The 26,852-nt window shown below is 67.2% G+C and carries 20 protein-coding genes; 5 read left to right on the forward strand and 15 right to left on the reverse strand.

The genetic code is table 11. The annotated features are described in order from the left end of the window. Position 1: 1 nt before the first annotated feature. A complete protein-coding gene (locus tag K9U15_RS08155) occupies positions 2 to 2,410 on the reverse strand; it encodes a molybdopterin-dependent oxidoreductase (RefSeq protein WP_301155885.1) in 2,409 nt (802 codons plus the stop codon). Between the two features lie 279 nt (positions 2,411 to 2,689). Between K9U15_RS08155 and K9U15_RS08160 the strand changes: the two genes are divergently transcribed. Beyond that, on the forward strand, positions 2,690 to 4,270 hold the full coding sequence (locus tag K9U15_RS08160) for a CdaR family transcriptional regulator (RefSeq protein WP_096226670.1): 1,581 nt from the start codon (positions 2,690 to 2,692) through the stop codon (positions 4,268 to 4,270). A 52-nt stretch (positions 4,271 to 4,322) separates the two neighbouring features. Here K9U15_RS08160 and K9U15_RS08165 read toward each other — a convergent pair whose 3' ends face one another. Together K9U15_RS08165 and K9U15_RS08170 are read right to left on the reverse strand one after the other, a co-directional pair. Beyond that, positions 4,323 to 6,020, reverse strand: coding sequence for an AMP-binding protein (locus K9U15_RS08165; RefSeq protein ID WP_301155886.1), 1,698 nt, complete (start codon positions 6,018 to 6,020; stop codon positions 4,323 to 4,325). 9 nt (positions 6,021 to 6,029) lie between these two features. Continuing rightward, on the reverse strand, positions 6,030 to 6,602 hold the full coding sequence (locus K9U15_RS08170; RefSeq protein WP_096226672.1) for a helix-turn-helix domain-containing protein: 573 nt from the start codon (positions 6,600 to 6,602) through the stop codon (positions 6,030 to 6,032). A gap of 356 nt (positions 6,603 to 6,958) precedes the next feature. Between K9U15_RS08170 and K9U15_RS08175 the strand changes: the two genes are divergently transcribed. Further along, on the forward strand, positions 6,959 to 8,167 hold the full coding sequence (locus K9U15_RS08175; protein ID WP_301155887.1) for an MFS transporter: 1,209 nt from the start codon (positions 6,959 to 6,961) through the stop codon (positions 8,165 to 8,167). 167 nt (positions 8,168 to 8,334) lie between these two features. Here the strand turns inward: K9U15_RS08175 and K9U15_RS08180 are convergent, their stop codons facing one another. The 5 genes from K9U15_RS08180 to fixA form a co-directional block, all read right to left on the reverse strand. Continuing rightward, positions 8,335 to 8,823: a DUF1269 domain-containing protein gene (locus K9U15_RS08180; protein WP_015538683.1), complete on the reverse strand. Its 489-nt coding sequence runs from the start codon at positions 8,821 to 8,823 to the stop codon at positions 8,335 to 8,337. Positions 8,824 to 8,983: 160 nt separating this feature from the next. Further along, positions 8,984 to 9,283 (reverse strand): ferredoxin family protein, encoded by a 300-nt coding sequence (locus K9U15_RS08185; protein ID WP_096226674.1) that lies wholly within the window; start codon positions 9,281 to 9,283, stop codon positions 8,984 to 8,986. Beyond that, positions 9,280 to 10,581, reverse strand: a complete 1,302-nt coding sequence (locus K9U15_RS08190; protein ID WP_096226675.1) for an FAD-dependent oxidoreductase — start codon at positions 10,579 to 10,581, stop codon at positions 9,280 to 9,282. The genes K9U15_RS08185 and K9U15_RS08190 overlap by 4 nt, the downstream gene beginning before the upstream one ends. A 172-nt stretch (positions 10,582 to 10,753) precedes the next feature. Then, a complete protein-coding gene (locus K9U15_RS08195; protein WP_096226677.1) occupies positions 10,754 to 11,638 on the reverse strand; it encodes an electron transfer flavoprotein subunit alpha/FixB family protein in 885 nt (294 codons plus the stop codon). Positions 11,639 to 11,687: 49 nt separating this feature from the next. After that, a complete protein-coding gene (gene fixA / locus K9U15_RS08200; RefSeq protein WP_096226679.1) occupies positions 11,688 to 12,446 on the reverse strand; it encodes a putative electron transfer flavoprotein FixA in 759 nt (252 codons plus the stop codon). Between the two features lie 632 nt (positions 12,447 to 13,078). On the opposite strand from fixA, the gene K9U15_RS08205 reads away from it, so the two are divergent. Further along, positions 13,079 to 13,864, forward strand: a complete 786-nt coding sequence (locus tag K9U15_RS08205; protein ID WP_096226681.1) for an enoyl-CoA hydratase-related protein — start codon at positions 13,079 to 13,081, stop codon at positions 13,862 to 13,864. A 592-nt stretch (positions 13,865 to 14,456) separates the two neighbouring features. After that, complete coding sequence (locus K9U15_RS08210) at positions 14,457 to 15,401, forward strand: endonuclease domain-containing protein (RefSeq protein WP_227153920.1); 945 nt, start codon at positions 14,457 to 14,459, stop codon at positions 15,399 to 15,401. A gap of 330 nt (positions 15,402 to 15,731) precedes the next feature. On the opposite strand, the gene K9U15_RS08215 is transcribed toward K9U15_RS08210, so the two are convergent. The 7 genes from K9U15_RS08215 to K9U15_RS08245 all read right to left on the reverse strand — a co-directional run bounded on the left by K9U15_RS08215 (position 15,732) and on the right by K9U15_RS08245 (position 24,949). Next, entirely contained in the window at positions 15,732 to 17,183 is a 1,452-nt protein-coding gene (locus K9U15_RS08215; RefSeq protein ID WP_154270495.1) for an MFS transporter, read from the reverse strand. Positions 17,184 to 17,216: 33 nt separating this feature from the next. Beyond that, positions 17,217 to 18,089 (reverse strand): MaoC/PaaZ C-terminal domain-containing protein, encoded by an 873-nt coding sequence (locus tag K9U15_RS08220; RefSeq protein WP_096226685.1) that lies wholly within the window; start codon positions 18,087 to 18,089, stop codon positions 17,217 to 17,219. Positions 18,090 to 18,262: 173 nt separating this feature from the next. Next, a complete protein-coding gene (caiC, locus tag K9U15_RS08225) occupies positions 18,263 to 19,867 on the reverse strand; it encodes a crotonobetaine/carnitine-CoA ligase (RefSeq protein WP_367316878.1) in 1,605 nt (534 codons plus the stop codon). A gap of 164 nt (positions 19,868 to 20,031) precedes the next feature. After that, a complete protein-coding gene (gene caiB / locus K9U15_RS08230) occupies positions 20,032 to 21,243 on the reverse strand; it encodes an L-carnitine CoA-transferase (protein WP_096226688.1) in 1,212 nt (403 codons plus the stop codon). A 71-nt stretch (positions 21,244 to 21,314) separates the two neighbouring features. Continuing rightward, positions 21,315 to 22,466, reverse strand: coding sequence for a crotonobetainyl-CoA dehydrogenase (gene caiA / locus K9U15_RS08235; RefSeq protein ID WP_096226689.1), 1,152 nt, complete (start codon positions 22,464 to 22,466; stop codon positions 21,315 to 21,317). 94 nt (positions 22,467 to 22,560) lie between these two features. Next, on the reverse strand, positions 22,561 to 23,571 hold the full coding sequence (gene aes, locus K9U15_RS08240) for an acetyl esterase (RefSeq protein ID WP_154270497.1): 1,011 nt from the start codon (positions 23,569 to 23,571) through the stop codon (positions 22,561 to 22,563). A gap of 52 nt (positions 23,572 to 23,623) precedes the next feature. Continuing rightward, a complete protein-coding gene (locus tag K9U15_RS08245) occupies positions 23,624 to 24,949 on the reverse strand; it encodes an MFS transporter (RefSeq protein ID WP_123674055.1) in 1,326 nt (441 codons plus the stop codon). A gap of 298 nt (positions 24,950 to 25,247) precedes the next feature. Between K9U15_RS08245 and K9U15_RS08250 the strand changes: the two genes are divergently transcribed. Beyond that, complete coding sequence (locus K9U15_RS08250) at positions 25,248 to 26,711, forward strand: helix-turn-helix transcriptional regulator (RefSeq protein ID WP_123674054.1); 1,464 nt, start codon at positions 25,248 to 25,250, stop codon at positions 26,709 to 26,711. The last annotated feature ends 141 nt before the right edge of the window (positions 26,712 to 26,852 follow it).

Consider the following 26,852-nt stretch of genomic DNA (forward strand, 5'->3'; position numbering starts at 1 on the left):
CCTACGCTTTCTTCACTTCGACGAGCGTGTCCGAGAACGGGATGACCGGGCCGGTCATGAGCTCGTAGCCGCGCTCGACCATGGTGTCGTTCGTCACGTTCTGGAGGTTCCCGGACGCGAGGTAGTCGGCCGAGGCGCCCTCGATCATGCGCGCCGATCCGGGGCGGACGGCCGAGTTCGCCTTCACGCGGCACCGGAAGCTGCCGCGCCCGTTCGCCACCTCCACCGTGTCGTCGGCGGCGATGCCGCGCGCCTCGAGCTCGGCGGGGTTCAGCTCCACGTAGGGCTCGTAGTACTGCTGGATCCACGACGCGTCGGCGAACTGGTTGTGGATGCGGAAGCGCGAGCGCACGTTCGCCAGCTGCAGCGGGAAGTCCGCGCGGGCCGGGTTGCCGTCGTAGGCCTCGGCGGGGTCCTCGTAGACGGGCAGCGCCTGGCCGAAGCCCACCAGGTTGTCGTAGTACACGTCCATGCGGCCCGACGGGGTGCCGAACACGAGGTCCGGGAACGCCTGGCGGGGCTTCTCGATGCCCTCCAGGGGATAGGCGCCGTGGTTCTCGTTGATCGCCTCCACGGTGAGGGCGCTCAGGTACGGGTCCTCGGAGTTCTCGAGCATGGCGTCCACCCACGCGCGGGAGGTCTTGGGCAGCGCGTCGGCCGCGCCCAGGCGCTCGGCCAGCTCGCGCTGGATGCGGAAGTCGGTGCGGGCCTCGAACAAGGGCTCGATGACCTTGTTCTGCAGCACCAGCTGGTTGTAGCCCACCTTGAGGTTGCCCACCTCCTCCTCGTTCTCGAAGCGCGTGCACGCGGGCAGCACGATGTCGGCCCACTTGGCGCCCTCGGTGAAGTACGGGTCGATGGACACGATGAGGTCGAGCTTCTTCGCCCACTCGACCGTGGCGTTCATGTTGGCGTAGTGCTGCTGGAGGAAGTCGCCGCAGCAGATGAAGGCGCGCACCTTGTTCTGCCTCGTGCGCATGTCGTAGGCGGCCATCTCGTCGTCGGCGGAGGCCATGCCCTCGGGCAGCTCCCAGCTGGCGAGGTCGCCCGTGTAGCCGTTCCACGCGCCGCCCACGAACACGCCGATGTTGGCGCCGGGCTTGCAGATGTTGCCCGTGAGCGCGGCGAGCACGGCGGCGGCGTGGCCGGCGATGTCGGCGTTGGCCATCTTGTCGTTGCCGCCCCACCCGAGCGCGATGGTGGCCGGGCCGTCCTGGGCGTAGGCGCGGGCGAGCTCCTCGATGCGCGCGGCCGGGATGCCCGTCTTCTCGGACGCCCAGTCGAGGGTGTGCTGTTTCTGGCTCTCCTTGAAGAGGGTGAGCACGGTCTTGTACGTGGTGTCGCCCTCCGTGAAGGTGCCCTCGAGCGCGGGGCTCGCCACGCTCGTGTACGGGGCGCGGGCGTTCGCGGCGGCATCCCACACGAAGAAGGGGTTCTGCTCGCCGGTCTCCGGCTCCTCCGCGGCCGGGTCCTCGGCGTGGTCGCGCACGAGCTTTCCGGTGGACACGTCCACGAGGTACGGGAAGGCGGTGTGCGCCGCCATGAACGCCTCGTCGTACCAGCCACCCTCCACGATGGCCGTGGCCATGCCGAGGAACAGCGCGGCGTCGGTGCCGGGCGTGATGGGTATCCACTCGTCGGACTTCGAGGCCGTGGTGGAGAAGTGCGGATCCACCGTGACCATCTTGGCCCCGGCCTCCTTGGCCTCGAAGAACAGGCGCACCTGCGGCAGCGTTGACTCGCAGAAGTTGCTGCCCACGGTGAGCACCATGTTCGCGTTGACCCAGTCGCGCGCCTCGCCCGTGGCGTAGGCGTAGCCGCCGCCGTGGCCGATGGCCGGGTCCAGGCCGTTGCCCGTGCCGTTGTCGATGCCGCCCATGCCGCCGGTCTGCGCGCCCAGCAGGGGCGCGAGGAACGGGAAGCTCGCCTCGGTGGTGGCGCCCACCATGACGCAGTCGCGGCCGTGCTCCTTCTGCAGGGCGGTGAGCTTCTCCACGATCTCGTCGTAGGCCTCGTCCCAGCTGATGGGCTCGAACTCGTTCGCACCGCGCTCGCCGGCGCGCCGCAGGGGCGTCTGGATGCGGTGCGAGCCGTAGATATGCTGCACCTCCGAGATACCCTTGAGGCAGATGGTCTCGTAGCGGTCGTCCACGCACGTGTTCGGCTCCACCTTCACCAGGCGGCCGTCGCGCACCGTGCACTTGAGCGGGCACATGCCTCCGCAGTGGCCCTGGTGGTACGTGCAGGCCGTGCGCTCTTCGCCGGCGGCCGCCGCCTCGGCGCCGGCCGGGCCGATGCCCGCGTACGCCTTCGCCGGGGCCAGCCAGCCCCCCGTGGAGAACATGCCCGCCGCCGCGGCCGCGCCGCACGCGGCAGACCCTTTGAGGAACCCGCGCCTCGTCAGCTCCATACGGTCCTTCCTCTCTTCGTTCGCTCTTCTTTTCACCAAGATGGTAGTTTTTCGACGGCGCACAGTGTATGGAGGCGACGGGGGCCCGTCATCGTCCCGTCGGCCGAAATCTGGACCGCCGATTTTGTGCATTATGAACAATGGCGTAAGATATACCTGATGATATAGGTAATTGTCAGGGCGGCGAGGAGGCGGCGTTGCCGATCCGTCATCGAGCGCTGCGCGTCGCCCCTGCCGCTCGCCGGCCGAAACCGCACGTGGCAGCCCAAGGAGGCAACCGTGAATTTCAACCTCGACCTCGTGCTCGCCGAGCTCGCCGACTTGGGCCCGACGGCCCGTTACCGGCACGACTCCCGGCTCGACCTCGACCGCGTGGAGGTGCTCGGGCCCTCGAGCATCCCGCGCACCGGGAGCCTTTTCGTGGTCGACGCGGCCTCGTTCGGCACATTGGACGACGCCTTCGCCGCCGCCGGGTCCTTCCTCGTGCTGGGAGCCGACGCCCCGCCCGAGGAAGCGGATAAGGCGGACGCGCCGCCCGTGCTCTACGTGCCCGCCGGCCCGGGCCTGCCCGGGCCGGCCGAGATGCTCGCACGCCTTCTGGAGATGCGCCTGCGCCTGGACGCATGGTCCGAGACCCTGCTCACGGCCATGGCGCGGGACGCCCCTTTGCAGGAGGTGTTCGACATCGCCGCGGAGCAGTTCGCGAACCCGCTCATGCTCTCGGACGCCACGCTCTACTTCGTGCTGGTGGCGGGCAGGCTTCCCGAGGAGCTGGACGACAGGCTGTGGACATCGGCCATCGCGACGGGCGCGTGCCCCATCGAGCTGTGCATGGAGGCATGGGCGGCGGGCTCGTCCGACCCCGGCGCGCAGGACCGGGCGTTCCTCATGGAGAACGCCACCGGCGACGGTCGCAGCTACCTCGTGCGCAACCTCATGTGCGGCGAGGCGTACTACGGCTGCTTCGAGCTCGTGGACGTGAACGCGCCGTTCCAGCCGGCCGACTTCGCGCTCGTGGACTACCTGGGCAACCTGCTCTCGCTCGTGATGCCGCTCCAGAGCCGGCCGCAACCGGCCGAGGAGCCACTCGGGCCCCTGCGCGACCTGCTGGACGGGCGGTCGGTTCGGCCGCAGGTGCTGGAGTACGCCCTGTCGAAAGCGGGCTGGCGGGCCGACGACCGCTTCTTCGTCGCGCGCTTCGGCGCCGCGGAGCCTGCCGAGGATGTCGGCGCGCGCGGCCAGACGATGCGCCTCGTGGCCGAATTCTATCCGCTCGCCCGCTTCTTCGACGACGGGGACGCGGCCCTCATGGTGGCACGCGACGCCGACTACCCGCTGGCCGCGCTCCGCGCGCGGCATGCGGCCCACGACGTGGAGACGAGCGCGGAGCCGCGGTTCCGCGCCGGGTTCTCCTCGCTGCTCGCGGACTTCTCGCTCGTGCGCACGGCCGCCGACCAGGCAGCGCTCGCCTACGACCTCGTGGACGACGCGGAGCTGGGCGGCGCGTTCGGCTCCACGCTGTCGTGCTTCTACGACGACTGCTGGTTCGAGGACGTGCGCGTGCGCCTGGGTCTGGACACCGACGCGTCCTGGCTGCTCGACCACGCCGCCGTGGCGCTCGCGCGCGCCGACGCCGAGGACGGCGCCGCGTACGTGGAGACGGCGCTGGCCTACCTGCGCAGCGGCTGCAACGCCACGCGCACGGCCGAGGCCCTGTTCATCCACCGCAACACGCTGGCCTACCGCCTGAAGCGCATCAAGGCCCTCTCCGGCATCGACCTTGAGAGCCCCGCCGCCGCGGGCACGGACCTGCTGCGCGTCCACCTGAGCTGCCGGCTGCTCGCGCAGGGGCGGCGGTAGGGGCTGGGGGGCTGCGTCGAAGCAAGCCCTCCTGGAAGCCGCCTTTCCTTTCCTACCTCCCCGCGCGCACCAGCTCCTCGGCCATCTCGCGCAGCTTGAACTTCTGCACCTTCATGGACGGCGTCATGGGGAAATCGTCCACGAAGAACACGCGCTTGGGCACCTTGTAGCGCGCGATCCGCGGGATGGAGAAGGCGCGCACGTCGTCCTCGGTCATGGCCTCGTAGCCGGGGCGCACGCGGATGAACGCGCCCACGATCTCGCCGAGGCGCGCATCCGGGATGCCCACCACCTGCGCGTCCAGCACGCCGGGCATCGTGAGCAGGAAGTTCTCCACCTCGAGCGGGTAGATGTTCTCGCCGCCGCGGATGATCATGTCCTTGATGCGGCCGGTCACGCGGTAGTAGCCGTCCTCATCCACGGTGCCCAGGTCGCCGGAGTGCAGGTAGCCGTCGGCGTCGATGGCGCGCGCCGTCTCCTCCGGCATCTTGTAGTAGCCCTTCATCACGTTGTAGCCCTTGCAGCACAGCTCGCCCGGCTCGCCCACGCCGCAGATGTGCCCGTCGGCCGGGTCGATGACGCGCACGTCCACCGGCGGGTGCGCCCGGCCCACCGTCTCGCACTTGTGCGCGATGTCGTCGTCGGCGCTCGTCTGCGTGAACACGGGGCTCGTCTCGGTCAGGCCGTAGCAGATGGTGATCTCGGCGAGGTTCATCTTGTCCATGGCCTCGCGCATGGTCTCGGGCGGGCAGGGGCTGCCGGCCATGATGCCCGTGCGCAGGCTGGACAGGTCGAACGTGTCGAAATCGGGATGGTTGAGCTCGGCGATGAACATGGTGGGCACGCCGTAGACGGCCGTGGCGCGCTCCTTGTGGATGGCCTGCAGCACGAGGCCCGCGTCGAAGTCCTCCACGATGATCATGGTGGAGCGGTGCGTGAGGTTGGCCATGACGCCCAGCACGCAGCCGAAGCAGTGGAAGAACGGCACCGGCAGCGTCACGCGGTCCTGGGACCTAAGCTTCTGCCCCTCGCCTATGTAGAAGCCGTTGTTGAGGATGTTGCGGTGCGTGAGCATGACGCCCTTCGGGAAGCCCGTGGTGCCGGAGGTGTACTGCATCATGACCACGCTGTTGTTGTCGAAGTGCGTTTCCGCCTCCTCGAGCGCGTCGGCCGGCACATGCTGCCCGAGCAGGATGAGCTCGGGCACGCTGTAGCAGCCGCGGTGCTTCTCGGGCCCCATGTAGATGATGCTTTTCAGGCAGGGGTACGTCTCGGACTCCAGGTAGCCGCGCTGCTGGGTGAGCGTCTCGGGCACGAGCTCGCGGATGATCTGCAGGTAGTCCACGTCGCGGTAGGCGTCGATGACACAGAGCGCCTTTATGTCCGACTGCTTGAGCACGTAGTCCAGCTCGTGGGACTTGTAGATGGGGTTCACCGTGACCATGACCACGCCGATCTTGGCGGTGGCGTACATGAACGTGAGCCAGTCGGGGATGTTGCGCGCCCACACGCCCAGGTGGTCGCCGGGGCGCAGGCCGATGGCGAGGAGTCCCCGGGCCAGGTTGTCGGTGCGCTCGTCGAAGTCCTTGTACGTCCAGCGCAGCGCGCGGTCGGGGTACACGACGAACTCATGGTCGGGGTCTATGGCCACCTGGTCGCGGAAGTAGCGGCCGATGGTCTTCTCGGAGTGCAGCGGGTAGTCGGGATCGCCCGGGACGGGGCCGGACGCGGGGGTTTCCTCGGTCGTCATGTCGCCTCCCTAGATCGGCGTGTACACGACGGCCAAGAATTTGGCTTTCTGCCCGTCGTGGGCGCGCACCTGATGCGGCACGATGGAATCGTAGTAAATGCTCTCGCCCGGGTGCAGCACGTAGACCTCGCGGCCGTACTCTATCTCGATGCAGCCCTCCATGCCGAAGAGCCATTCCTCGCCCTCGTGGCCCACCAGCTCGTGGTCGGTCTCGCCGGTGGGGTCCACCGTGATCACGAACGGGTCCATATGGCGCGACGGGCGGCCGGCCGCCAGGCTGAAGTAGCTGAGGTCGCCGCCGGAGGTGGTCTCGAGGCTCTTCACGCGCTCGACCTCGCGCATCTGCTCGGCATCGATGTAGGCGGGCCCCAGGTTCTCGTCGTCGTCCATGAGCGTGCCCAGGCGCACCCCCAGCGCGCGCGTGATCTTGATGAGCGGCGCCAGGGATGCGGGAACGTCGCCCGCCTCGAGGCCCGCAATGACGGACAGGTCGCTTTGGCTGCGGTCGGCCAGGTCCTGCTGCGTCAGGTGGTGCGCCTCGCGCAGGGTGGTTATCTTCTTCCCCAGCTTGTTCTCGTCCATACGGCAATCCCCTCTTGCTCGACGCGAAATCGTATGCCGGCCATTATCCCCCGAAACGGGGCGGGGCGCACCCCCTGAAACGGCCTGCGAGCCCGCAAGGGGCGCGGAAGGTGTGCGGGCTCGGCAACTTGGCGCGGCAGCACGAGCTCGCCGGCTCGCGGCACCGCGCCGGGTGCGCGGCCGAGCGCCCTTCGCAAGACGCCCTCCTTCCAGTCGCACTTTGCTCCTCGCGTGCACGGGGTTCTCGATTTGAGACTAAGTGCTGGTCAACGCGCTGTGCAGCAGGGAGCGGTGCTATACTGGCGAGCGGGTTCGCGCACCTGTGCGGCCAAAAGGACCGTCCGAGGAGATCTTCCATGCAGCTTTCCGTTCCCCAGAAGCACTTGGGACCGCGCTCGTTCTTCGTCTGCGCGCTCTCCATCAACCTGCTTCTCATCCTGTCCATCGACATGTACGTGCCGGCGCTGCCCAGCATGCAGCGCGCCTTCGACGTGTCGGCGGCCTACCTGAACCTGACGGTGTTCGTGTTCTTCGCATTCTGCGCCGTGGGCGTGGTGCTCGCGGGGCCGGTGAGCGACCGCTTCGGACGACGCCCCGTGCTCGTGGCCGGCTGCGGCCTGTTCGCCGCGTCCTCCATCCTGTGCGCCCTCGCGCCGAACGTGGAGTTCCTCGTGGCCTTCCGCATCGGGCAGGCGCTCGGCTACGGCGCGGTGTCCACCATCGAGACGGCCATGATCAAGGATGCCTACGCGGGACCCGACCTGAAGCTCGCCATGACATGCCTGCAGTCGCTCATCATCATCGGGCCAGCGCTCGCGCCGTTCCTCGGCACGTTCGTGCTGAGCCTGGCCGGTTGGCGCGGCATCTTCGAGTTCCTGGCCGTGTGCGGCGTCATCGGGTTTTTGCTGTCGCTGCTCATATCCGAGACGCACCTGCGCGGCGACGCGCCCGCCCCCGGCGTGGCCGACTCGCTGCGCGACATGCTGCGCGGCGTGCGCGCGCTCGGCGGCGACCGCTCGTTCATGGCGCTCGCGCTGCTCATGGGCGTGGCCGGCATGCCGTACTTCGCGTTCATCGCCGTGGTGTCCTACGTGCTCATGGACTTCTTCGCCGTATCGTACTTCACGTACAGCTGCATCTACGCCGCGGCGTGCGTGGTCACCATCGCGGCGCCGTACGTGTACGTGTGGCTGTCCAAGTCCATGAAGGTGCGCGGCATCCTGAAGCTGTGCGTGGGGCTGACCGTGCTCTCGTTCGCGCTCATGGCGGCGTTCGGCACCGCGAGCCCGGTGCTGTTCCTCGTGGCCTTCGTGCCCTATGCGCTGGCCGAGGGCATCGTGCGACCGATGGCGTTCGTGGTGCTGCTGGACCAGCCGGACGACCGCGTGGGCGCGGCGTCGTCGTTCTCGAACTTCTCGTACAGCATCCTCACGTCGGTGGCCACCGTGCTGGCCACGCTGCCGTGGACGAACTTCGTCGTGGGCATCGTGGTGCTCACGGGAGGGGCGGCCGTGGTCATGGCAGGGCTGTACGCCTGGGGGCTGCGCAAGAAGGCACGGGCGTAACAGGCGGCGCATCCGGCCTTGCGGGCGGGCGGCCGCGAGGCCGGATGCGCGAAGAAGCGCCGGCGCCCGGCCGGCAAGAGCGTGCGGAAACGACGAAGCCGCCCACAGGGGCGGCTTCGTCGTTGAGGAGCGCGGGGCCGGGCACGCAGGGGGATGCGGTACCGTGCCTAGTTCTTGAAGAGGGCGTGCTTGAGCTCGTCCTCGTCCTTGACGGACAGCGACGTCTGCAGCACGTCGCCGCCGAACGGGCGGATGGCGTCGATGAACTTGTCGGTGGTCATCTCGTCCACCACCATGAACACGGCGGCGCTGTCGTCGGAGGACAGCAGGTTGCGCACGCGGTCCTGGAAGTCCTTGTCCACGCCGTGCTTCACGATGGCGCCCGTCAGCGCGCCGATGCCGGCTCCGATGGCCGCGCCGAACACGGGCACGAAGAACAAGAGGCCGAACAGCACGCCCCAGAACAGGCCCCACACCGTGGAGGTGCCCACCTTGGAGCCGGGCGTGACCACGTCGTACTTGCCGTCGGCATGGCGCGCCACGACGGCGATGGACTGGAGGCTGACGATGAGGTTCTTGTCGAGGTCGAGGACCTTCTGGTAGGCGGATTTCGCCTCTTCTTCGCTCGGATAGCCGAGCACGATGAGGGTGCTCATGGGTAGGGCTCCTTTCGCTGCGTTCGATGGAGCCTCTACTGTAAGGCCCGCACGAGCGGGCGGCGGGAAGCGTTGCCGGCTGCTACCCGGCTGAAACCCTCGCGTAACCGACGGGGAGCGGGAAGGCAGGAGAGCGGGTGTCCGCTCCCCTGCCTCCTTCCTAGCCGAAGCGGTACTCCACGCCCATGGTGGGCTGGGGGTTCTCCCACTTCTCCACGATGGTGCCGCCGCAGGCGATGCGGCAGGTGCCGCACTCCAGGCAGCCGGCGTAGTCGAAGGACTTGGCGCCGTTCTCGTCGATCTTGTACAGGGCCGCCGGGCACACGCGCACGAGCTTCAGGAACTCCTCCGTGTCGGGGTCCTCGACCAGCTCGATGTGGGCGTTCTCCTCGTCCACCTCGTACTTGTCGATGGCCAGGAACTCGTCGACGTTGACTGTGATCTCCTTGACCTTGCTCACAGCGACTTCACCGCCTTCCTCACCTCGCCGGCCAGCTTGAACAGGCCGCGCTTCTTCACAATGGGCATCATGCGCTTCATGAGCGGCTTCTGAGGCTCGCCGTCCACGCTGAACAGGACGTTGAAGATCTCCTTCACCATGACCGGGTAGTCGGTGAACATGCTCGACCAGCCCTCCATGGTGTGGGGCCACTTGCGGAAGGTCTCGAGGTCCTTGATGACGAACGAGTCCTCCATGGCCTGCTTGTACGACGCCAGGCCCGCGGCCGAGGTGTCGCCCGCGTCGAGCGCGCGCACGGCCGCCTGGCCCGCCATCTGGCCCGACGCCACGGCGAAGTCCATGCCGCGCACCTGGTAGCCCATGTTCATGCACAGGCCCGCCGTCTCGCCGGCCACGAGGCAGCCGTCGAACACGTAGCGCGGCACCATGTCGTAGCCGCCCTCGGGCACCATGTGGCCGGAGTGCTCGACCAGCTTCGCGCCGCAGATGATGGGAGCCACGGCCGGGTGGCCCTTGAAGTCCTCGAGCATCTGGTACACCGGGTGCGGGTTCGCGCCGTCGGCCGCCGTCGAGATGGTCGCCACGAGCCCCAGGTTGATCGAGTCCTTGTTCGTGTAGAGGAAGCCGCCGCCGACGTTGCCGTGCGTGCAGTCGCCCACGAACAGCATCGCCGCGCCCTCGCCCTGCGCCACGAGGAAGCGGTCCTCGATCTGGGCGGCCGGCAGCTCGAACACCTGCTTGATGCCGACGGCCATCTGGGAGGGCTTCGGGCGCGGGTTGCCGAGGCACTTCTCGGCGAGCACCGTGTTGCAGCCCTCGGCGAGGATCGTCACCTCGGCGGTGATCTCGTCCTCGCCGGCGCGCACGCCCGTCACGCGGCCCGCACCGTCCTTCAGGAGCTCCTCGACCGCGATGCCGCAGATGTACTCCGCGCCCGCGTCCTCGGCCTTGGAGGCCAGCCACTGGTCGAAGGGCGCGCGCAGCACGGAGTACGAGTCCTTGCCCTCCTCCGCGAGCTCCGGACTCGTGAAGTCGACCGCCATCTGCGCGGCGGGGTCCATGAACGCCATGCGCTCGTGGGTGATCTTTCGCTCGAGGGGAGCTTCCTGCTCGAAGTCGGGGAAGACCTTCTTGAGCGAGTGCGAGTAGATGCGCCCGCCGGTCATGTTCTTGGCGCCGGCGAAGTTGCCGCGCTCGACCACGAGCACGCTCTTGCCGGCCTTCGCGAGCTCGTAGGCCGCCACGGCCCCCGCGCACCCGGAGCCGACGACGATCGCGTCGAAATCGGTTTCAGACATCGTGCGCTCCTTTCTTTCTTACTTAGTTCAATAGCAAGGCCACCGGCCGAATCTCATGGCGACAGCGAAGTCAACGTGGGGGGCTTCGTTTGCGCCCACCAAGCGAGTTCCGCAGCGAAGCGAGGGCTGTCCGAGCGACTGGGCGCTGACGGAGCCTCCCCGGCCAGGTGCCTTACAGGGCCGCCACGAGCTTCGGCAGGACGTCCTTCACGTCGCCGATCAGGCCGTAGTCGCACTGCTTGAACACCGGCGCGTTCTTGTCCTTGTTGATGGCGAACATGGCGCCGGAGCGGTTGCAGCCCACCATGTGCTGCATCTGGCCCGAGATGCCGGCCGCCACGTACACCTTCGGCGACAGCATGAGACCGGAGACGCCCACGTAGAGCTCGGTAGGGAGCCAGTTCACGCCCTCGGTGAGGGGGCGCGAGCAGGCCAGGCCGCCTCCCAGCTTGTCGGCGAGGGCGCGCGCGAGGTCGAGATCGGCCTCCTCGGCGAAGCCGCGGCCCGCGGCCACGACCGCGTCGGCCTTGAACAGGTCCACGCCGCTCTTCTCGATGGGTTTGGAGTCGAGGAGCTTCACAGGGTTCGCCGGGGCGACCCAGGCGGCCTCCTCCAGGACATTCGCGCCGGAGGCCTCGAGGCCCTCGAACGCGCCGGGGGCCACCGTGTAGAGGGCGACGCCGCCGACCGGCTTCTGCACGCGCTCGGCCACGCCGCCGAAATACATGCTGCGGGCGCCGGCGTCCTCGAAGGCCATGACGTCGGTGACGACGGAGGTGCCCGCGTGCGCGGCCAGCTTGCCGACGATGGTCTTCACGTGGCGCGTGGGCTCGGCCACGACGATGCCCGGCTGCTCGGCGTCGAACACGGCGATCACGGTGTCGGCCGCGTCGTCGAGGACGGCACCCTCGGGGACGGCGATGCTCACGACCTTGTCGGCGACGGCCGCGGGGGCCTCGCCGAAGGAGAAGAGGACGACCTCGTCGGCCAGGGTGCGGGCGCCGGCGGCCAACTCGCGGGCGGCGTCGGCGCGTTCGGCGATGACAAGTGCTTTCATGGTATCCAGCCTTTCTTCGAATGCTATGGGTTGACAGGGGACGCGCAGATTACAGGGAGGCCTTGAGGGCGGCGGCGAACTGTTCGATGGCACCGTCGGACGAGGCGTCCACGACCTGCTGCTTGCGGTCGGCCTGCTCGGGTGCGAGGCACGAGACCGTCTCGAGCGAGGCATCCGTCGCAGCGTCAGCGCCGAACACGTTCATGGGCTTCTTGCCGGCGGCGAGGATGTCCTTCATGCCGGGGATGCGCGGCACGGCGATGTCGGGGGCAACGGACACGACGGCGGGCAGCGGGACCTCGACGGTCTCGACGACGTCCTCGAGCGTGCGCTCGACCACCACGGCGCCTTCCCTTGCCTCGATCTTCGTCGCTCCGGTCACCACGGGCAGGCCGAGCTTGGCAGCCAGCTGCACGTCGGTCTGCTGCGCGTAGTTGTCGGCCGAGCCGTCACCGCAGAGGATGAGGTCGTAGGCGCCCACCTGCTCCACGAGTGAGGCGAGGGCGGCCGCGGCGGCATGGGCGTCCATGTTCGCGTAGGCGTCATCGGCAGCCATGAAGAGCTCGTCCACGCCGCGGGCGAGCACGTTCTTCTTGAGCTTGGAGTCATTGATGGACGAGGGGCCGGCAGTGACGGCCACCACGCGCGAGTCCTCGCTCGCGGCGCCGAGCTGGGCCGCAGCCTCGAGCGCGTTCAGATCGTAGGCGGACACGATGCCCTTGGCCTTGGAGCAGTCGAGCGTGCGGTCGGCTGACACCTGGATATCCTGATCGTCGGGAACCACCTTGAAAGCAGCAACGATGTTCATCCTGTACCTTTCCCTTCTCGTGTGATGTACCTGGGTGCGGGGGTTCTTGCCAGGAGGTTTCCGACCTTCCGTAATCCTCGAAAGCCGTCCGCCTCCCAGCGCGTTGAGGGCAGTGTGCGGCCACGGCGGCGCCACGTCATCGCAAAATCGCTGTGAAACCCTCGATACTCAAAAACTAACGATTACTGACCTGGTGTTATTCAAATCCAGCCAACATATCGGCAATGCGTTCGCAGCCTTATCGGGCACATCGCACTCCGCACCCGCTCCATACGGAGGAGAGCCGCCCCCTCCTCCTATGCCCGCCCTCGCACGGATGCCTTCCAACGCCGATGCTCCGCCTTCGATCCCTCCCCGAACCGGGCGCTGCAGCTTCGGGCGCCCTCCCCCTTCGCACGCGCCGCACCGTGCGGAAGGGGCGCCTACTCACTTTCTTGCGATGGCACGTTTTTGAGTAGCGGGCAATTACCGCGCGCCTTGCGATGCGCTGCGCGCACGAGGGGCGCATCATGGACGGCAGTTCGTCGGATGCGGCAGACACGTTGCAAGCCCCCCCCCTGCTTCAAACGGGAGCGAGCGAGCCAGCCAACGTCCGGCATACGCAGAGAGTCGCAACCATTCAAGGAGGAGCAATGGCAGATTACTTTGGCACCGACACCGTCGTTTCCGAGCTTCGCGAGGACGGCCTGCTGATCATCCGCATCAACCGCCCCGAGGTGGCGAACGCCCTCAACGGCGTGACCTCCAAAGCCATGGAGAACATCATGAACAACGCCGAGACCGATCCCGCGGTGCGCGCGATCATCGTCACCGGCACGGGCAAGGTGTTCTGCGCGGGCGAGGACCTCTCCGAGCTCAGCGAAGGCGGCGAGTGCCAGACCGTGACCGAGCACGGCTTCGGCGGCCTGACCGCGCGCCTGTGCTCCAAGCCCGTCATCGCGGCCTGCAACGGCTCCGCAGCCGGCGGCGGCATGGAGATCGCGCTGTCCTGCGACATGGTGGTGGCCTCCGAACGCGCCAAGTTCGGCTGCACCGAGGTGGGCCTGGGCATCATCGCCTCCACCGGCGGCCTCGTGCGCCTCGCCCGCGACATCAACCGCAAGGACTGCATGGAGCTTTTGCTCACCGGCAAGAAGATCCTGGCCCCCGAAGCCAAGGCGCTCGGCCTGGTCAACTACGTCGTGCCGGCCGAGGAGGTCATGGACAAGGCCATCGAGCTGGCCGAGGCCTGCCTGAAGAACGCTCCTTTGGCCCTCAAGTGGACCAAGTACATCGTGCACGCCGCCGACCAGATGTCCGAGGAGGACGCGATGCGTTACTCGGACGCCGCCTACCGCTTCCTGGAGAAGACCGCCGACGGCATAGAGGGCCCCGCGGCCTTCGTCGAGAAGCGCGAGCCGAACTGGATCGGCAAGTAGCCTACCTCCCCTCCCCGCTTCAGCGGGCCGATTCGGCGCCTGCGGACCACCCGCCGGCGCGCTAAACCCCGGGCCCTCGCCAGCCCGGGGTTTTCATTCGGGGAGCATGCTTTCGCCCTCTCCCTTGGAGAGCGTGTTTTCGCCCTCTCCCCGAAGCCTCGCTTCCCTTACAGAACCCAGCCTGCCGCCGAATATGCCCTTCCCTGCCAAAAAAGAGCCGGTTTGGCAATCCGGAAGCGTCGCTCGCCCCTCCTGCGCGGCATTCGACAGCCTATCGCCCCAGCTCACGTGAAACCGCTGTGCAAACCATGCTCTCGTCGATTGCCAAACCGGCTCTTTTTTGGCAGGGAAGGGCGAAAACCGCGACATGCGCGTCCGCATTTCGCGGCCCCCTCCGTCGACCTTGCAGAGACCTTGCACGGATCTTGCAGGAATCCAGCAGAATCCCGACGCAGATCCAGCGGAAATTCTGCTCATGGTAACACCTGGTCAACGTACTCTTCACATGCTGGCAACCGCACGACGGCCATGCTAGGTTGGCAGCATGAGCGTATTTGTCAGCCACATATCGGCCCTCCAAGTATGGTCCTCCTTGAAGGAGGGGACGGCTGCGCTCGCCTTGCACGCCGACCCGCGCAAGACCCCCTGCTGGCGGACGGGCCGACCCCTGCCCCAGGGCAAGGTCGCCCTGCGCGACATCCAAAGCATAGGCCGCGAGATCGCCAACTTGGCGTTTCCCCTGCACGTCCTCGTGCCCGACGCCGCGTACCGCAGCAGGAGCGAACTCGCGACCTGCCACGTGAGCTCATCGACCTATCCGCGGGGATCCTTCGTCCGCCTTGCAGAGGGCGTGCTCGTCAGCTCGCCAGAGCTCTGCTTCGTGCAGATGGCGACCAAGCTGCCGCCCATCGCGCTCGTCAGGCTCGGCTTCGAGCTTTGCGGCACGTACGGCATACCGACGGTCGCCCGTGCCGACTACGGCTTCGAGCGCCCTTTCACCACGGTTGCCCGCCTCGGCCGCTTCATCGAAGCGGCCGGCGACATGCCGGGAACCGTCAAAGCGCGCAAGGCGCTGCGCTTCATCGCCTCCGGCTCTGCCTCGCCCATGGAGACGTGCATGGTCATGCTGCTGTGCCTTCCTTTGCGCTTGGGCGGGTACAACCTCCCCAAACCGCAGATGAACCGCGAGGTCCGGCCCAAGCGGCGCGGCCGGCTGGCCCCCGGGGACCGGCAGTGCTTCTGCGACCTCGTCTGGCACGAGGCCCGCGTCGCCCTCGAATACGACAGCTCGGAGTTCCACGGGCCCAGGCAGGCAGCGGACGACGCGAGAAGGCGCAACGTCCTCCTGAACCGCGGGTTCACGGTGGTGTCGGTAACGTCGGGCAGCGCCCGGAACCTCATCGAACTCGACCGCATCGCGCAGATCCTGCGGACGCGGCTCGGGGTGCGCTTGCGCAGCGGGCAGCCTTCCTGGCGTGCGAGGCAGCACGTCTTGCATGGGATGCTCCTGGAAAACCCGCGCTTACCCCGCCCCTGACGTTGAAAAGGCCTTCGACTGTCAAAAAAGAGCCGGTTTGGCAATCGTCAAAATGCTTTGCTGAATTCAGAGGGAAAGCGACCAGGCTTTTCTCGAGCAGAAGGCCGAAGCGAAGCGTCTGGGCCATCCTGCAGATTGCCAAACCGGCTCTTTTTTGACCGTTGGACGCGAAAAAGGGAGCAGGCGCATGCGAGCCAGGCGGCCCGCGCCCATCGGGCAGGGATGTGGGGGCGAGCCGGGAGTGCGGGCGAGCTGGAAGACCGAGGCCATCCCGGCGGGCGCTTCCGCCTGGCCTCGGGGCCCGGGATGACCGTGCGCGGGCGCTTTGCCCTACGCGCCGCGCGGGCGCGCGTCTCCCGGGTCGAGCGCGCTCGTCTCCTCAAGAGTCTTTCCGCGGGTCTCGGGCGCCATGAGCACCGACAGCACCAGGCCCAGAATCACGAGGCCGGCCGCCACGAGCATGGTGGGGCCCACGCCGAACGCGGCCAGGAACAGCGGCGTGCCGTACGTGGCCACCACGGTGCCGATGCGCGAGAACGCTATGGCGATGCCCACCGCCGAGGCGCGCACCTCGGTCGGGAACAACTCGTTGGGATAGAGCCACTGCAGGATGCCCGGACCGCCGCTGAAGAACGCGTACAGGCCAAACGCGATGACCACCACGAACACCGGCGCGTCGGGGAACAGCCCCAAGATGACCAGCCCCACGGCCATGAGGGCGAGCGAGCGGATGAGCAGCGGTCGTCGCCCCATGGAGTTCAGCCAGAACATGGCCGGGATGGAGCCGATGAGGAAGAACAGGCTGACCACGCTCTCGCCGAGAATGGCCTCATGCCCCGCACCCAGGCCGAACGCGGTCATGATCTCGGGTCCGAACGTGTAGATGGCGTACATGGGAGCCACCTGACAGAGCGTAAGGATGCCGAGGAACGCAATGCGCTTGAGATAGCCGCCGCGGAAGATGGCGAGCACGGTCATCTTCTTTTTGCCCACCTCGGGGCGTTCGATTTCCACGTCCATACCGTAGACGCGTTCCATGACGGCGTGCGCCTCCCGGGTGCGTCCCTTGCTTGTGAGCCACAGGGGCGACTCGGGCACCTGACTGCGACCAATGAGCAGGAAGATGCAAATGGGAATAGGTGAGGCAAGCATCCACTTCCAACCATCGTCGACGCTGTAGAGCGCATACCCTACCACCGCGGCCACCGTGGCACCGAGATACCACGCCGCCGACACGATACCCATGTTAATGGAGCGGCTCTTCTTGGGAGCGAACTCGGCGATGAGCGAAGTGGCTATGGGATAGTCGGCGCCGATGAACAGGCCGATGAAGAAGCGGGCCGCCGCGAGTTCCCACGGGGCCTGGGCAAACACGCTCCACAGCGAGAACAGGCAGATGGCGATTACGTCGGCGATGAACATCTTGCGCCGGCCGATGCGGTCGGTGACGTAGCCGCCGAGGATGGTGCCGAAGAAGATGCCCACGAGCACCGACGCGCCGATGAGGGCGCTCTGCTCAGGTGCGAGCGAGAAAGCGGGCACGATCTGGGTGAGCGCCACGCCGATGAGCGAGAGCGCATAGCCGTCGAGGAAGGCGCCGCCGCTGGCGAAGAACGTGATCTTGCGCAGGAAGGGGGTCATTGACACATCGTCGAGCGTCTTTCTCACGACGCGCTTCGTGGCGTCCACCACTTCCCCACCGATTTGCAGGGCGGCATCGGCTGCCTGCTGGGAGGTTGGAGGGCTTGCCACCTGGGTAAGTTGTTTGACGTTATCGATCATGGTGCCACCACCTTCTCGTCTTAGCAGAACCGCCTAGTCCCACTCGCAGATGCCGAAGTTCAGATGCGGCTTGGCGCCCGTCTGGTCGGCGTCGGCGTCGACCAGCTGGAAGCGGATCTCGTTCTCGCCCACCTTCCACATGCGGGTCTCGAGCGCGGTGCCCGGCAGCACCGGCGAGGTGATGCGGGTCTTGAAGCGCGTCATGCGCTCGGGCTCGCCCGGGAAGAACGAGCTGATGATGTGGCGCATCGCGAAGCCGCCCAGGCTCACGCCGTGCGCGATGGGGCGCGCAAGGCCCGTCTGCCCGGTGTAGGCGAAGTCGATGTGCTGCTGGTGCCAGTCACCCATGAGGCGGTAGATGAGCGGCATGTTGAGCGGCATCGTCTCGGCCACCACGGCGTCGGGAGCGCAGTCGGGCATCTCGACGATGTCCTTCGGGGGCTTGGGGCCTCCCCAGCCGCCGTCGTAGATGCACACGTCCCACGTCTCGGTCTCGCACAAGAGCGTGCCGTCGGAGGAGTAGGAACGGCCCGTCTGCTTCGACAGGCAGCCGCGGCCCTCGCCGCGGTCGTACAGCGCGTCCTGGGTGACGAACGTCTCCACGCGGTCGTTCATCTTGAACGGCGCGTGCAGGCGGATCTCGAAGCCGTAGTGCAGCGAGCCCTCGTAGTCGTAGCCGTAATCGAGCGTGCGCGTCATCTCCTCGTGCACCGTGAGCGGCACGCCGAAGATGGGCAGCACCTTGAGGTCGGGGTTGGCGGCGTCCTTCTCGTTCACGTAAATGAGGTCGGTCTGCCCGTCGAAACCTGCGTTGCATCCCAGCGCGCAGATTTCCAGGTCCTTGAACGTGTACTCGCGGACGAACGGCCCGAACTCCTTGCCCACGATCTCGGTGCTGATAGCCATGGCTCCCTCTCCTTCACATTCGAATACGGTCACTGGTTCTGCGGGTGGGACAGGGGGGGGGGTGAGACAGGGGGACGGTTCTCTTGTCCCACTGAATTCGCGGGACAAGAGAACCGTCCCCCTGTCTCACCCCCCCCCCTGTCCCACCCGCGATCCCCGCCCCACCCGCGTCCCTACTTCAACAGCTTCTTCTCGATCTTCATGCTGCACGTGCGGGGGAAGTCCTCCACGAACTCCACGAGGGAGGGCACCTTGAACGGGGCCAGGTGCTCCTCGCAGTGCGCCCGCACCTCCTCCTCGGTCAGGCGCGCGCCGGCCTCGAGCCGCACGAACGCCTTCACGGCCTGGTCGCGGATGGGGTCGGGCACGCCGATCACCGCCGACTCGGCGATGGCCGGGTGACACTCGAGCACGTTCTCCACCTCGCCGGCCGAGATGTTCTCGCCCGCGCGCTTGATCATGTTGGCCTTGCGGTCCACGAAGAAGAACCAGCCGCTCTCGTCCATGTAGCCCTTGTCGCCCGTGCGCAGCCAGCCGTCCTCGGTGAACGCGGCCGCCGTGGCCTCGGGGTTGCGGAAGTACCCCTTCATCACCGTGCGGCCGGGCACGCCCTTGACCTGGATCTCCCCCACCTCGCCGGGGGCCGCCTCCGCGCCGTCGTCGCCCATGACGCGCACCTCGTAGCCCAGGCCCGCGCGCCCCACGCTCGGCCAGTTGCGCGGGCCGGAGGGCGGGTCGGTGAGCACCCAGCCGACGGTCTCGGTGGAGCCGTAGGTGTTCATGAGGCGCGCGCCGAAGCGGCGCTCGAACGCCTCCTTCTCCCCCGTGGTCACCGGCAGGAAGTAGAGGATCTCGCGCAGCTCGTGGTCGCGGTCCTCCGGCGATGCGGGCTGCAGCATGAGCGTGCGCAGCATCATGGCGACGCACTGCGTGACCGTGGCGCGGAACTCGCGGATCTGCGACCAGAAGCGGCTCGCGCTGTACTTCTCGATCACGATGAGCTCGGCGCCGGCCGTGAGCACGGGCATGAGCGCCGCCAGCTGGAAGTTGGAATGGCAGGCCGGCATGGTGGTGAGCAGGCGGTCATCGCGCGTGAGCGACACCTCCCAGTCGGCGTACAGGCCGCTGAACAGGATGTTCGCATGCGTCAGCACGACGCCCTTGGGGCGCGAGGTGGTACCCGAGGTGAAGATGATCTCGGCCGGGTCGTCAGAGGACAGCTCGCAACGCGCGGAAAGCCCCACGGGCGCCCCCGCCCGCAGGGCCGTGAAGTCGCGCAGCAGCGGGTCGGCCGCGAGCTCCGCGCGGGCCTCGGCCGCGCCCTCCACGTCGTCCTCGTCCATGCGCGCGACCAAGAGCCCTTTGGGAAGCCGCCCGCCTGCATCGCGCAGCTCGGCGTAGAGCCCCAAGAACTTCGGCTCTATGACCGCGCACGTGGCCTCCGTGCCCTCCAGCACGTAGGCGGCCTCCTCGGCGCGGTACTGGTCGTTCATGGGCACCATGACCGCACCGATCTTGGCCAGGCCGAACAGCGCGACCATGAACTCGGGGCACGTGCACAGCTGCACCGCCACGCGCTCGCCGCGCTCCACACCGAGCGACAGGAACACGTTGGCCGCACGGTTGATCTCCTCGTCGAAGGCGCGGTACGTGTAGGAGCGCGTCTCGTCGGCGCGGTTGCGGAACCGCAGAAACGTGCGCTCGCCGCAGGCGGCCACGAGGCCGTCCCACAGGCTGCGCACCGTTTCGTTCCCCACGATGTCCGTCACTCGCCTCACCTCTTCCTTCTCCGATTCCCCGGCTATCCGCTCGATGCCGCCATGCACGGGGCCCCTCCCGACGAGGGCAGCATCGAGCGGATGCGCGGCGTCGATGCGGGCCGCGCATCCGCAGAGCCCGCCGCCCCGGGATGCAGCTCCCGGAACGGCGGACGGCGAACGCCCTAGCCGACCTTCACGACGCCGGCCGCGGCAAGCTCGTCGATCTGCTCGGGCGTGTAGCCCAGCTTCGTCATGACGTCGACGGTGTCGCCGCCCTGCGGAGGCATCGGGCGCCAGATCGCCCCGGGGTTGTTCTTGAATTTCGGGAACACGCCCAAGCCGTGGAACGTCTCGCCGTCGGCCGTCTCCCAGTCCACCCACGTGTCGCGGAGCTTCAGGTGCTCCTCCTCCACGAGGTCCTCCATGTCGTTGACCACCTGGGCCGCTATGCGGTGCGCCGCGAAGTCCTCCTCGATGTCGTACTTGGAGTTCGCCAGGCAGTAGTCTTCGAACGCCTTCTGGATCTCGTCGGCGTGCGGGTTGGACAGCCACAGCCCGCTCGTGTCCTCGGGGATGGCCTCGGTGCCCCAGAGGTGCCCCAGCCCGATGGTCTCGAGGAAGTACTTGTTCTGGTCGACGCCGTAGAGGCACACGCCCAAAAAGCCGTCCTTGCACTTGAACTCGCCGATGCCGCAGAGGTTCTGGTTGCGCGCGCCCGGACGGGGCCACTTGATGCCCTCGTTCAGGTAGTCCACCAGGTAGTACTGGCCGATGGCCAGCAGCGTCTCGTACATGGCCAGGTCGATGGACTCGCCCTTGCCGGACTTCTCGGCCTTGTAGAGGGCCGCGAGCGCGGAGGAGGCGATCATGAGCGTGTTGAAGTAGTCGCCGGCGTAGGGCCCGGGCAGCATGGGCTGCTCCTCGGTGCCGTTCTGCATGATGATGCCGGAGTACGCCATGACCGTGAGGTCGTAGGCGGCGCGCTTGACCATCTTGGGGTCGCCCTCCTGGCCGAAGCCGGAGACGTGCACGATGACCAGCTTCGGGTTGAGCTCCCAGAGCACCTCGTCGGTGATGCCCTTGCGCGCCCAGGTGCCGCCCTTGGAGGCCTCCATGAAGATGTCGGCGTCCTTGACGAGGTCGAAGAAGACCTTCTTGCCCTCCTCGGAAAAGTAGTTCAGGGCCACGGAGCGCTGGTTGCGGCGCTCGGCCTGCTTGATGTAGGGGGTGTCGCGGATGGTGTCGCCCGCGCCCGTGTTCTCGAGCCAGACGACGTCGGCGCCCCAGTCGGCCATGAGGTCGGCGGCCTTCGGGCACGCGAGCTCGACCGCCGCGTAGACGACCTTGACGCCGTCGAGGGGGCCGTAGGACGGCTTTTCGGTGGGAAGTGCCATGGTGTTCCTCCTTGTTCGCATGGGTTTCAAGAAGCGGGGGCGCAGCGGCCCCCGCGGACGGGTCCGAGGAGCTACTTCTGCTTGTACTTGATGGAGGCTCCCTTGGAGGTGGCGAGGACCATCATCTCGTCGGTGCCGCCGGAGACGCGGTCCACGCGCAGGTCGCGCCAGATGCGGTTGATGCGATGCTCGCTTGCCACCGCGATGCCGCCCATGATCTGCATGGCGTCGTCGGTCACCTCGAACGCGGCGTTGGCGCAGTAGTACTTGCACATGGCGGCCGCGGCCGGATCGAAGTTGCCGTCGTTGTTGTCGGCGTTCCAGGCGGCTTCGTACAGCATGTTCTTCATGTTCGTGAGCTTGATGCACATCTCGGCGATCTTGAGCTGGTTGAGCTGGAAGCGGCTAAGCGGCTTGCCGAAGGCGATGCGGCTGTTCGCGTGCGCCATGGCATCCTCGAACGCACTGATGGCGGTGCCGTAGTCGCAGGCGCCCACGAGCCAGCGCTCGAAGTTGAAGTCGGACACGCCGCGCATGAAGCCGTTGCCCTCCTTGCCGAAGATGTCCTTCTCCTCCAGCTCCACGTTGTCCAGGTACACCTCGCAGCAGCTGTCCATGCGCAGGCCCAGCTTGGTCAGCGGGGACAGCTTCACGCCCGGCTTGGACATGTCGAGGAAGAACTCGGTGAACATGGACTCGTCATCGGCATTCTTGGCCATGATGACCAGGTACTTCACGCCGGCCGAGGAGGTGATGAAGGTCTTGGTGCCGTTGAGGTAGATCTTGCCGTTCTCGCGCTTGTACGTGGTGGCCAGCGCGCCCACGTCGGAGCCGGCGCCCGGCTCGGTGCAGGCGGAGTTCCAGATCTGCTCGCCGGTGCCGAGCGTGGCCAGCACGGCGTCGATCTGCTCCTGGGTGCCCTCGCGGATGACGGTCTCGAAGCCGGGCAGCTGGTAGAGCACGTAGGTGGGCGCGCCGTACTTGCCAAGGATCTCGTACACGGCCATCAGCGTCACGCAGGGCTGCTCGAGGCCCAGGCCGCCGTGGCTCTCCGGCAGCATGATCTGGTCGAAGCCGAGCTCGCAGAGGCCGCGCACCCAGCGCAGCGGGTACTCGTGCCTCTCGTCGCATTCGTGGAAGTAGGTCTCCCAGTTCTCGCTCTCCATGTACTCGCGGTAGCTGTCGACGATCAGCTCCTGCTCGTCAGTCAACTTGAAATCCATGACGATCCTCCTTTTTCAGTGTGTCCAGCGGGGCTTCCCCCCGCCGTAAAACCTTGTTTGTCGAGATCCCTCGGCTACGGCCTACAGCCTGCGCCTAGGATGGCAGGGGGCCAAGCCCCAGCTGTTGGCGGTAGAAGGTCGCGGCATGCTCGAGGGCGTCGTTCGCCTCGTCGAGCATGCGCGTGTAGTGCAGAAACGCGTGGATGACGCCCTTGAACACCTCGTAGCGCACGGGCGTGCCGTACTGCTCGCAGATGGCCGCCAGCGTGGCCGAGTCGTCTCGCAGCGGGTCGAACTCCGCGGCGGCGATGTAGCAGGCCGGCATGTCGCGCGTCATGTCGTTCAGGAACAGGTTCGCGTAGGGCTCGCGGGCGAGCGCGGCGGCATCCTCGGCGTAAAGGCCCAGGTACCACTGCCAGTCCTCCTCCGTCAGGCCGTCCCACGGGCCGCCGAGCAGGCGCATGGACGACGAGTCGGCCAGGCCGAACCAGCCGTAGAACAAGAGGCAGCACCTCACGAAACCGCTGCCGCCCAGCTCCTCGCGCAGGTGCAGCGTGGCGGCGAGGCCCAGGTGCGCGCCGCCCGAGTCGCCGGCGAACGCCAGGCGCTCCCCGTCGACGCCGAACGCGGCGCCCTGCCCGTGCAGGTAGGAGGCCACGGCGGCCACCTCCCGCACGGCCGAGGGGTACTTCGCCTCGGGCGACAGCCGGTAGTCCACGGTCACCACCACGGAGCCGGTCTTATCGGCCAGGATACGGCAGATGCGGTCGTGCGTGTCCAGGTTGCCCAGCACGAACCCGCCGCCATGCGCGTATACGATGCCCGGCGTGGCGCCCTCGCCCGCCGCGCGGCCCGCGGCGGCAGCCTCGGTCGGATAGTAGCAGCGCACCGGGATGGCGCCGTGGGGGCCGGGCACCTCGCCGTCGGCCTTCTCGGCCATGGCGGGGCCGCCCTCGGCCCACCATGCGCGCCCGGCCACGTAGTTCTCGCGCATCCTCTCGAAGCCCGCGGACGTGTCGTTCGCGTCGCCCGCCAGCTCGTCTTCGCGGGCCAGCACGGCTCTCATCTGCGGATTGATCTTCGCGAGCACGTCGATCTTGTTCATGGCGGCGTCCTTTCCAGCGTCGGTCGGATGAATGCGGGGCGGTTCGGACCTGCTAGGCGGCGACGGCGTCCTCGCCCGGGGCGGCGTCGGCCTTGGCGGCCTCGAGCGCCTCGTTCTTCTTCATGGCGCGGCGCGTCATGACCAGGCAGAAGCAGCCCACGACGGCGAACGCGATGAGGATGATGAAGATGGAGTTGAAGGCGTCGGCGCCCTGGGCGTCGATCATGCCGCCGAACCAGGTGTGCACGAACACGTCGGGCATGAAGCCGATGACCGACAGGATGCCGGAGGCCGTGCCGAAGATGGCCATGGGCACCTTGGCCTCGGTGAGGGGCGACGAGCCGATGGAGAACGCGCCGTAGGTCACGAAGCCCAGCACCACGATGAGGGCGGCCACGGCCACGACCATGCCCGCATCGCGCGGCAGCACGAGGAAGCAGGCCAGCACGACAGCTGCGGCGGCGAAGAACAGCAGGATGGACTTCGAGGGGCTCTTCAGCAGCTTGTCGGCGAACAGGCCCGCCACCGGACCCGCGATGAGGCCGATGCCGTAGGTGCGGATGAGGCCGACGACCGACACGATGAACACGGGGGCGGCGAAGCACGTCGTCATGAACGGCGTGGTGTAGGTGACGCCCTGGTACACCGTGTACACGCAGAAGTACGCCAGGCACGCCCAGATGACGCCGGGATGCCTGATGGCCTGTACGACCTCGCCCAGGCTGAACAGCTTCGCGTTCGGGTCGATCTCGCCCTTGAAGTTGGGGATGAAGACGAACGACAACACGGCCAGGATGGCAATGAGCACGCCCAGGAACACGAGCAGCACCTGGATGCCCTCGCTCGGCACCGGGATGGCCGACACGATGGCGGCGTTGATGAGGCCGATGACGAGGCCGGCGGCGCCGTAGATGGAGTAGCTCGTGCCGATCTTGGAGGCGTACTCGTCCTCTGCGCAGCACAGGCGCACGATCTTGAAGCGCGTGCCCCACCAGATGAGAATGGACGTGATGCCGAAGCCCACGAACAGCACGTACAGAAGGCCGAGCGAGGGCAGCAGCGCGTAGACGAACGTGAGCACCGCCGTGCCGCCGAAGCCGACCCACGACAGCGTGCGCATGCGGATCTTGTCCGCGAGGATGCCCGAGGGCAGGTAGCAGACCACGGCCGCCACGGCGTAGCACGACAGCAGCGCGCCGAGGTCCGCGTTCGTGCAGCCGAGACCCTGCATGAGGGGCTCGTAGAACACGTTCTTCAGGTAGACGGGCGTGTAGATGATGGAGGAGCCCATCGACACGAGGATGATGAGGAACCATTTGTGGAAGCCCGAGAGCTCCTTGTAGGTCACCTCGCCCTTGCTCTTGGCAAGCAGTGACATTGCGCTTTCCTTTCTCCTTGCGGTTGTCCGGGAACCTGGCGCCCAACGGCTTGGGTGAGGCGGCGAGCGGCAGGTTCCGAGCCGATGGGCGCATTCTGTTCGCGAGCCGTGGTTTTGCCATCGCAAAATGGCCATGAACACCCGAATACTTACTTTTTTGCGAGGCGTTACCGTAGAATTGGTGATAGGTTCTCACCAATGAGTAGCGCATGCGCCCGCCGTCGCGCACCGACGGTTCGGGCAGGTAGGCAGCATCGTCATCCATCGCATGACCGAGAACGAAGGGGTGGGCGCGTCCATGGGAAGCCAATCGGAGGATCGCAGGGAGCAGGGGAAGGTTGCAGAAGGATCGCTGGCGCGGCTCGCGAAGGGGCCGGCGGCGAAGTATGTCGGTTTCGCGCTGCTTCTGGCATGGCACTACGCGCTGTGGTTCGTGCCGCACGCGTTCGTGCAGACCGAGCTGCTCGACGAGCGCGTGACCGTGTCATGGCTCTTGAACCTGGGCGCCACCGTGCTGTTCCTGTTCCTCATCGCGCTGCTGCTGGGACGCAAACGGCACCTTTCGTCATACCGTTGGCTCGCATGGGCGGCGCCTGCGCTCACCACGGCGGCCACCCTCGCGCTGTGCCTGGCACCCTTCTCGTTCACGGCACCCGGCGTGGCCTACGCGCTGTCGTTCTTCCTGGGCGCCACGGAGGCCGTGATGTGGATACTTTGGGGCGAACGCTACGCTTGCGTGAAGGCGAACTTCTCCATCAAGCACATCGGCACGGTGTTCGGCTTCACGCTGCTCGCGTGCGTGGGCACGACCCTGCTCCTGCCGCCTGTGGCGGCCACGGCGTTCGTGGCGCTCTTACCGCTGGCCTCGGGCGGGCTGCTGGTGCTGGCTCGACGCGACGGCACGTGCTCGTTCCCGGCGCTCCTACCGAAGCACGCCGCGGGCGGCGGCTTCAAGAGCATGGCAGTAGTGTGCGCCATCTCGTTCGTGGCGTCGTTCGCCTCGTACTTCCTGGCGGCCGTCATCCCCTGGGAGGTGCTGCCCACCGAGGTGTCCAGCTTCACGTTCGGCATCCTGGGCGGCGCCGTGCTCATGCTGGCCATCGCCGGCATCTGCATCGCGTCCAAGGACAAGGTGAACATCTTCAAGCTCTACCCATGGCTGCTCGTGTTCGAGATCGTAGCCTTCTCGTTGTTCCTGGCCGACAAGGCGCTGTACTTCCCCTCCTTCGTGGCCGCGGTGGGCATCTCGTCCATCTTCGAGATACTCCTCATCATGTACTTCGGCATCCTCATGTCGAAGGGCTACAGCACGCCGGCCATGGCGTTCAGCTTCTCGGGAGGCTGCGTGCGCGCGGGCATCGCCTTCGGCAACACGCTGGCCGTGGCCTACGAGCATGCGCCCGCCATGGCGCTGGCCGTGGCGCCCGAGACGTGCCTCGCACTCATCTGCGTGCTCGCGGCGCTGCTCATCCCCCTCGTGCGCCAGGAGTTCAGCATCGTGGCCCTGACGGCGGCACCGCCCTCGAAGGCCGAGGTGGACGAGATCTGCGCCGAGGTGGCCGAGGAGTTCTCGCTGTCGGCACGCGAGCGCGAGATCCTCGGGCTCATCGCCCGCGGCTACACCACCAGCACCATCTCCACGAAGCTGGTCATATCACCCTACACGGTGAACACCCACATCCGCCATATCTACGAGAAGATGCAGATCCACAAGCGCAGCGAGCTGCTGAACTACATCAACCTGCAGAGGAGCGACTTCTAGGGAACGTGCCCGCCGACACCCCCTCGTCGTTCAGCGGCTCGGGCGCCCCTGCACGCAGCAGAACGCATAATAGGAGCTGCATCGCGCGGCCCCTCTCCCGCGGGGCCCCAACGCAAAAAGCGGGCGGCATCGCTGCCGCCC

The organism is Gordonibacter sp. RACS_AR68 (assembly GCF_030418485.1).
Classification (GTDB): domain Bacteria; phylum Actinomycetota; class Coriobacteriia; order Coriobacteriales; family Eggerthellaceae; genus Gordonibacter; species Gordonibacter urolithinfaciens.